This window comes from Bacteroides sp. D22, assembly GCF_000163675.1.
Lineage (GTDB): Bacteria > Bacteroidota > Bacteroidia > Bacteroidales > Bacteroidaceae > Bacteroides > Bacteroides xylanisolvens.
In genome coordinates, this window is sequence record NZ_GG774833.1 from 14,598 (window position 1) to 22,880 (window position 8,283).

4 protein-coding genes are annotated in these 8,283 nt (G+C 39.4%); all 4 read left to right on the plus strand.

Translation table 11 applies throughout. The features are described 5' to 3' along the window. Positions 1-174: 174 nt before the first annotated feature. The 4 genes from HMPREF0106_RS00980 (at position 175) to HMPREF0106_RS00965 (ending at position 8,118) form a co-directional block, all read left to right on the plus strand. Positions 175-3,126, plus strand: coding sequence for a SusC/RagA family TonB-linked outer membrane protein (locus HMPREF0106_RS00980; protein WP_009041213.1), 2,952 nt, complete (start codon positions 175-177; stop codon positions 3,124-3,126). Positions 3,127-3,147: 21 nt separating this feature from the next. After that, complete coding sequence (locus HMPREF0106_RS00975) at positions 3,148-4,620, plus strand: SusD/RagB family nutrient-binding outer membrane lipoprotein (RefSeq protein ID WP_009041214.1); 1,473 nt, start codon at positions 3,148-3,150, stop codon at positions 4,618-4,620. Between the two features lie 101 nt (positions 4,621-4,721). Further along, entirely contained in the window at positions 4,722-5,981 is a 1,260-nt protein-coding gene (hflX, locus tag HMPREF0106_RS00970) for a GTPase HflX (RefSeq protein ID WP_004315613.1), read from the plus strand. Between the two features lie 133 nt (positions 5,982-6,114). Continuing rightward, positions 6,115-8,118, plus strand: coding sequence for a DUF4954 family protein (locus HMPREF0106_RS00965; protein ID WP_008640811.1), 2,004 nt, complete (start codon positions 6,115-6,117; stop codon positions 8,116-8,118). Positions 8,119-8,283 lie beyond the last annotated feature (165 nt).

The following is an 8,283-nucleotide window of genomic DNA, read 5'->3' on the forward strand; positions in this document are numbered from 1 at the left end:
ATATCATATAAGACAAGAACTTAAATAATTAATTAATAGATGGTTATGCCCTATTTTTGATAGAAATCTGGTATCATAAATCTGCAAATTAATATGTTTGGTAGGTATTTAACATATTGATAATCTGCATAATAACTACAACAAAAGATTTATTGCCGAAGGAAAGTAAACATCGTGTATATTATTAGTAATCAAGATATTATAGTTGTATTTAGTTCTGCAAAGACTTTGCAGATTTCGTATATTGGTATGCAGACGCAGGAAGTGGTTATAAAACCGAATCTGAAAGTTGTGCTAAAATCTGATTCTCAGAAACTTGATGAGGTTGTGGTGACTGCGATGGGGATTAAACGTTCTGAAAAGTCTTTGGGATATTCAGTGACAAGTGTTAAAGGTGATGAAATAACCAAGGCACGTGAAAGTAATGTTTTAAACTCCTTATCAGGTAAGATCGCAGGTGTACAGATTGGACAGTCGTCAGGTACTGCAGGGGGAAGTTCTAGTATTCAGATTCGTGGTGCTTCTTCTATTGGTAGCGTGTCGTCTCCACTTTTTATTGTTGATGGTTTGCCTATTGACAATGGGGCGTTCAATCCGGACAGAACTAATGGCATTGTTGATGTTGGAAACCGTGCAGGAGATATTAGCTCGGATGATATCGAGTCTATTAATGTTTTAAAAGGGGCTGCGGCAACTGCATTGTATGGTGCGCGTGCGAAAGATGGTGCTATCGTAATAACTACCAAAAAAGGTAGTCGCAATTCGCAGGTATCTGTTACAGTTAATTCTTCCACACGTTTTGAGAATGTTTTGAAACTGCCAGATTTTCAAAATGATTACGCACAAGGAAGTTATGGCAAATATAATGTAAAAATGTTGAATGGTTGGGGGCCTAAGATATCTTCTGTGCAAGATCAGACATTTGCAGATTTTAAAGGAGAACAGGTTACTTTGCAAGCATATCCTGACAATGTAAAAGATTTCTATGAGACAGGTATGAGTTATATAAATAATGTCGCAATTGCTGGTGGTACAGAACGTTCTGATTTTAGAATCAGTGTCTCTACTACTAATCAGACAGGGGTGGTGCCCGGATCCGATTATAATAAATATGCTTTTGCCGTTAATGGTGGTATGAATTTCACCAAGAACTTCACAGGGCGAGTTTCAGCACAGTACATCCGCTCTGATTCGGAAGGACGGCCTGCTCAGGGATCTAATGATAATAACTTGCTCATTCCTTTGATAAACGGAATGCCACGTACGGTAAATATCAACGATGTGAAAAACAATTGGATTGACGAATACGGTAAGCAAATATCACTGGATCCGGAAGGAAAGAGTAACAATCCGTATTGGATAATCAACAAGAATAAATTTACTAATCAGTTGGATCGTCTTATCGGCAATATTGTTTTGACTTATAAACCGATAGAAGGACTGACAATCTCGAATAATGCAGGAACTGACTTTTATACAGAAACCAGACGTAAAGTATATTCGAAAGGGACAATTGGTAATCTTGAAGGACAGTTCCAGACATGGGATCTCTATAAGCGTATTTTGAATAATGATTTGATGATATCGTATGAGAAAACATTTGCGGAAGATTATGGAGTAAAAGTAATGTTGGGACACAATATATATCAGGAAGACTGGAGAAATAATAATGTGTTGGCGCAAAATCTGGTTGTAGATGAATTGTATGCATATACTAATGCTAAGACAACGAGTCCGGTAAATTATACCTCTAAGAAACGGCTGGTTGGTCTTTATGGAGATATAAGCTTCAGTTATAAGAACATGGTATTCTTGGATGTGACAGGAAGAAATGACTGGTCATCTACATTACCTGTAAATAACCGTTCTTATTTTTATCCGTCAATTAGTGGTAGTTTTATTTTTACAGAATTGATGAAGAATAAGGATGTTTTGAGTTATGGAAAATTGCGTATGAGTTATGCTAATGTCGGTAGTGATGAACAACCATACCAGTTGGCGTTTCAATATACTCCGGTTAATTCTTATTTTTTGCAGTATAATTTAACGAATGTTTTTCCCCATAATGGATTAGTAGGATTTACAGGTCCTCGTGTATTGCCGAATGAGAATCTTAAACCACAAAATCAGGCATCGTTTGAGGTAGGTACTGATTTACGCTTTTTCCAAAATCGTATTCGTTTAGACTTGACTTATTATAAAAGTGTAACTAAAAATCAAATCGTAAGCATTGATGTTCCTTTGTCCACGGGGTATTTTGCCAATAATATTAATGCGGGAAAAGTATCTAATAAAGGGATTGAAGTAGCATTAGGAGTTACCCCTGTACAGACTAAGGACTTTAAATGGGACTTGGAGGCTACTTTTGCAAAAAACACCCAGAAAGTTGATGAGCTGGCAGAAGGGTTGGATGAGTACTCGTTGACTAGTGGGTTGAGTGGATTGCAGATAAAAGCGGAAGTTGGTGGTTCGTTTGGTCTGTATGGTACAGGTTGGAAACGTGATGATTCGGGCAATTATGTTATTAACGAAAAGACAGGACTCCGTGAAATTGTAAACAATGTGCGTTTGGGAGATGTTTACCCGGACTTTACAATGGGTATTAATAATACGTTCTCTTACAAAGGTTTCACATTGAGTTTCCTGATAGATATTCGTCAAGGTGGTTCTCTTTACTCTGAAACAGTGGGTACTTTACGTACTACCGGACTTGCTGCTGAAACTGCTGCTCATCGAGAAGATGCGTCGTTTATTGAACCGGGAGTCATCTTACAATCTGATGGAACTTACAGAGCTAATGATGTGCCGGTTAAAAGTATGCAAGATTATTGGGGGCATGTGGCAAAATCAAGTAATAATGAGGGTAATATTTTCGATGCTTCATATGTTAAATTACGTGAGTTGAACTTTTCTTATAGTTTTCCTAGAAAATGGTTCAGAAGTTTCTTTGTCAAATCTCTTGATTTAGGCTTTGAGGCTCGTAATCTTTGGATTATAAAAGATCATGTGCCTCACATTGATCCGGAAGCTAACTTTTTTGGACCTGCACAGATCGGTGGGGGAGTTGAGTTCAATAGTATCCCGACAACAAGAAGTTTCGGATTTAATATTAGATTGACATTATAATAATTATCAAAGAGAAATAATATGAAAAATAAAAGATCAATATATACTATAGCAATCATATTTGCATGTGCTATTTTGAGCTCATGTAGTGATTGGTTGGATGTTAATCATAATCCAAATTCTGCGGAAAAGGTGGATCCCGGATATTTATTCAATTATGCAGTAGTGAATTGGGCTGGTAGTCGTACCGGAGGAGATGCTTACATTCCTCTTTCTCAAAGTATCCAGTGTCAGGCAGACGGCGGCGATGATTATGGGGGCTGGGCGGAAGGTTATTATGTCATAGATCCATATAGCCTTGGTAATACATGGAAGCATTACTATTCTGTTGGAGGTAATAATTTGCAGTTAGCTATCAAAAATGCTCAAGAAGCTACTCCTGTCAATCATAATGGAATTGCTCAATGTAAAATTATTCTAGCTCAACATATTTATGAGACAACAATGATATGGGGAGATATTCCATTTACAGAGGCTTGGATAGAAGGAGTTAAGTATCCGAAATTTGATTCTCAGGAAGTAGTTTTGAATGGTGTAGTAAGCTTGTTGGATGAAGCGTTGAATGAGATCAACTTGGATGATCCTTTGGCCATTACTGATTACGATATTTTTTATAAAGGTGATATGCAAAAGTGGATTCGGTTGGCCAAATCTTTAAAATTCAGAACTTTAATGACAATGGTGGATAAAGATCCGACGAAAGCAGAACAGATTGGAAAGTTGATAAGTGACGGTGGTATGATTAGTTCGGCTGATGATAATCTGCAGTTCCCATATTTACAGACTGCAGGTAATGAAAATCCTAAATATAAAATATTGGAGAAGTATACAAATGGCATCAATATTATGTTTTTTGCAAATAATAATGTATTGAAGCCTATGCAGGAACGCAATGATTCTCGTATTTCCAGATATTTTGAACCGGGAGCTGACGGGGTGTATCGAGGCTTGGATACTCGGCAGGCAGCAGAAGAAACTGATGATGAAAATGCGGATTTATTATCTTCCGTTATAAGTAAGTATCTTTTTAGAAAAGAGGCACCTGAATTAATTTATTCTTATCAGGAACAGTTGTTTTTTGAAGCGGAAGCGTATGTACGTGGGTTGGGAGTAACTTCTAATTTGGTGAAAGCTAATGAATTATATAAGAAAGCTATTCAAACAGCTTGTGATTATTATGAAGCGGATCCGGTAAAGACAACTGAATTTATTGATGCTTTGGATGATTTAAACACATTGGAACCTGATAGAGCTTTATATGAGATTCATATTCAGCAATGGATTGATTTGATGGACAGACCGTTGGAAGAATTTGTACAGTGGAGAAGATCAGGATCCAATGGTAATGAGGTACCTGCACTTACTGTGCCGACAGAAGCTACTTCTCGGGAACTTATTCGTAGATGGGAATATAGTCCTGAGGAAATGACTGCTAATCCTAATGCACCCAAAGAATCTCCTAAAATTTGGGAAAAGATGTGGTTTGATTTATAGATTCTAAGGTGATAAATGATACGAAAAAGAGGACAATAAAACATTGTCCTCTTTTTTTTTGTTATATTTGCGCCCACATTATTATATATTAGAAGTAAAGAATGAAAGAATTTGTAATATCCGAAGCCAAAGTAGAGACAGCAGTGCTTGTCGGACTCATCACACAAACGCAGGATGAGCGTAAGACGAACGAGTATCTGGATGAACTGGCTTTCCTTGCCGAGACGGCTGGGGCGGAAGTAGTGAAACGATTTACGCAGAAGTTGCCGACAGCTCATTCAGTGACTTATGTCGGAAAAGGAAAGTTGGAAGAAATCAGACAATATATTCGTAACGAAGAGGAAGAAGAACGTGAAGTAGGAATGGTCATCTTTGATGATGAGCTTTCTGCGAAACAGATTCGTAATATTGAAGCCGAACTGAAAGTGAAGATACTGGACCGTACTTCACTGATCCTTGATATATTTGCCATGCGTGCACAGACAGCCAATGCGAAGACGCAGGTAGAGCTGGCACAATATAAATATATGTTGCCGCGTTTGCAGCGACTTTGGACTCACTTGGAACGCCAGGGAGGAGGTTCCGGTGCCGGTGGCGGTAAAGGTTCCGTGGGACTTCGTGGTCCGGGTGAAACACAGCTCGAGATGGACCGCCGTATCATCCTGAACCGTATGTCATTATTGAAAGAACGTCTGGCGGAGATTGACAAGCAGAAAGCTACCCAACGAAAGAATCGCGGACGCATGATACGTGTTGCACTGGTTGGTTATACCAACGTGGGAAAATCAACCATGATGAATCTTCTCTCCAAGAGCGAAGTGTTTGCAGAAAACAAACTATTTGCGACTTTAGACACCACTGTGCGTAAAGTGATTATTGATAATCTACCGTTCTTGTTGTCGGATACGGTAGGATTTATTCGCAAGTTGCCTACCGACCTGGTAGAATCTTTTAAATCTACCCTGGATGAAGTGCGTGAAGCAGATTTGCTTGTGCACGTAGTCGATATTTCCCACCCCGGATTTGAGGAACAGATTGAGGTAGTGAACAAGACACTGGCAGAGATTGGCGGCAGTGGCAAACCTATGATACTTGTATTTAATAAAATAGACGCTTACACCTACGTGGAGAAAGCGCCGGACGACCTTACCCCCCGAACAAAGGAAAACTTAACACTCGAAGAACTGATGAAGACGTGGATGGCAAAAATGGAGGATAACTGCCTCTTTATTTCCGCCCGCGAACGAATCAATATAGACGAACTGAAAAATGTAGTTTATCAGCGAGTGAAAGAATTACACGTTCAGAAATATCCCTATAACGATTTTCTTTATCAGACCTACGAAGAAGAGGAAGAATAAACGGGAGGGATTTATGATTTATGATTTCTGAATTATGAGTTGGCTGTGCGATTATGACGGACAACATCACAGTTCATAAATCATAATTCATAAATCATAATTCATAAATCATAACTCATAAATCATTTAGTATATGAAAGACTATCGTAGATTGACTGAAGATGAGGTACTTCAGTTGAAGAGCCAGTCGTGTCTGGCCGATGATTGGGGAAATGTATCAGTGGCAGAGGGCTTTAATTGTGAGTACGTTCATCATACCCGTTTCTCGGGTGAAGTGAAACTGGGGGTATTCGAATCAGAATTTACATTGCCAGGGGGAATCAAGAAACATTCGGGATTGCGTCATGTGACGTTGCATAATGTATCAGTGGGCGATAACTGTTGTATTGAGAATATCCAGAACTACATTGCTAACTATGAGATCGGTAGTGATACTTTCATTGAGAATGTAGATATTATTTTAGTGGATGGATTAAGCACTTTCGGTAATGGGGTAGAAGTGGCTGTCTTGAATGAAACAGGAGGTCGTGAAGTGTTGATGAACGACAAACTGTCTGCGCATCAGGCATATATACTTGCGTTGTACCGCCATCGTCCCGAACTGATTAACCGTATGAAATCTATTGCGGATTATTATTCCAATAAACATGCTTCTGCTATCGGCAGTATTGGCAATCATGTCATGATTCTCAATACAGGTTCAATCAAGAATGTCCGGATTGGTGATTACTGCCATATCTGTGGAACTTGCCGCTTATCCAATGGAAGCGTCAATAGTAATGTGACAGCGCCTGTACATATCGGTCACGGGGTAATTTGTGACGACTTCATTATCTCTTCCGGTTCAAAAGTGGATGACGGTACGATGCTGACCCGTTGCTTCGTCGGGCAGTCCTGTAAATTGGGACATAATTATTCCGCTTCCGATTCTTTGTTTTTTAGTAATTGCCAAGGAGAGAACGGTGAGGCATGTGCTATTTTCGCAGGTCCTTTCACCGTGACACATCATAAATCTACTTTGCTGATTGCCGGAATGTTCTCGTTTATGAATGCAGGTTCGGGATCCAATCAGAGCAACCACATGTATAAGTTAGGTCCTATTCATCAAGGAACAATGGAAAGAGGAGCGAAGACCACTTCTGATTCCTATATCTTGTGGCCGGCACGTGTCGGAGCTTTCTCATTGGTCATGGGACGTCATGTCAATCATGCCGATACTTCTAATCTTCCTTTCTCTTACCTGATAGAGCAGCGGAATACGACTTATCTGGTTCCGGGAGTCAACTTGAGAAGTGTAGGTACTATCCGTGACGCACAAAAATGGCCGAAACGTGATAATCGTAAAGACCCGAACAGGCTGGATTATATCAACTATAACCTGTTGAGTCCTTATACCATTCAGAAGATGTTCAAAGGGCGTTCCATTTTGAAAGAATTGAAACGTGTGTCCGGTGAAACTTCAGAAATCTACTCTTACCAGAGTGCTAAAATCAAGAACTCTTCTTTGAACAACGGAATCCGTTTTTATGAAATTGCTATCCACAAGTTCTTAGGAAACTCCATTATAAAACGACTGGAAGGCATTAACTTCCAGAGTAATGAAGAAATCCGTCAACGCCTGAAACCCGATACGGAAATTGGTATTGGCGAATGGGTAGATGTTTCCGGACTGATTGCTCCCAAGAGTGAGATCGACCGACTACTGGATGGTATTGAGAAAGGAGCAGTCAATCGTTTAAAGTCCATCAATGCAAGCTTCGCGGAAATGCACGAGAATTATTATACTTATGAATGGACATGGGCTTATCATAAGATTCAGGAATTTTATGGCTTAGATCCGGAAACGATCACAGCGCAAGATATCATCGGTATCGTGAAAGCCTGGCAGCAAGCTGTTGTCGGATTGGACAAGATGGTATATGAGGATGCTAAGAAAGAATTCTCGTTATCTTCTATGACCGGATTCGGTGCTGATGGCTCTCATGACGAAATGAAGCAGGACTTTGAGCAAGTACGCGGTGATTTCGAAAGCAATACATTTGTGACTGCGGTGTTGAAACATATTGAAGATAAAACGGCTCTTGGAAATGAGCTCATCGAGCGAATCAAAATGATTGATAAAACAGAAATAGTGTAGCGAGTCAAAAATAAGTAGATAAATAAATGGGAATTTATCGGTTAAATGAGAATTTATCGGTTAAATGGGAGTTTATTGGTTAAATGAGAATTTATCGGTTCTTACAATTATATATTTATTGGAGTGCCCTGAAAGGGCTTAATTATATAGCGTAGGGCAACGCCC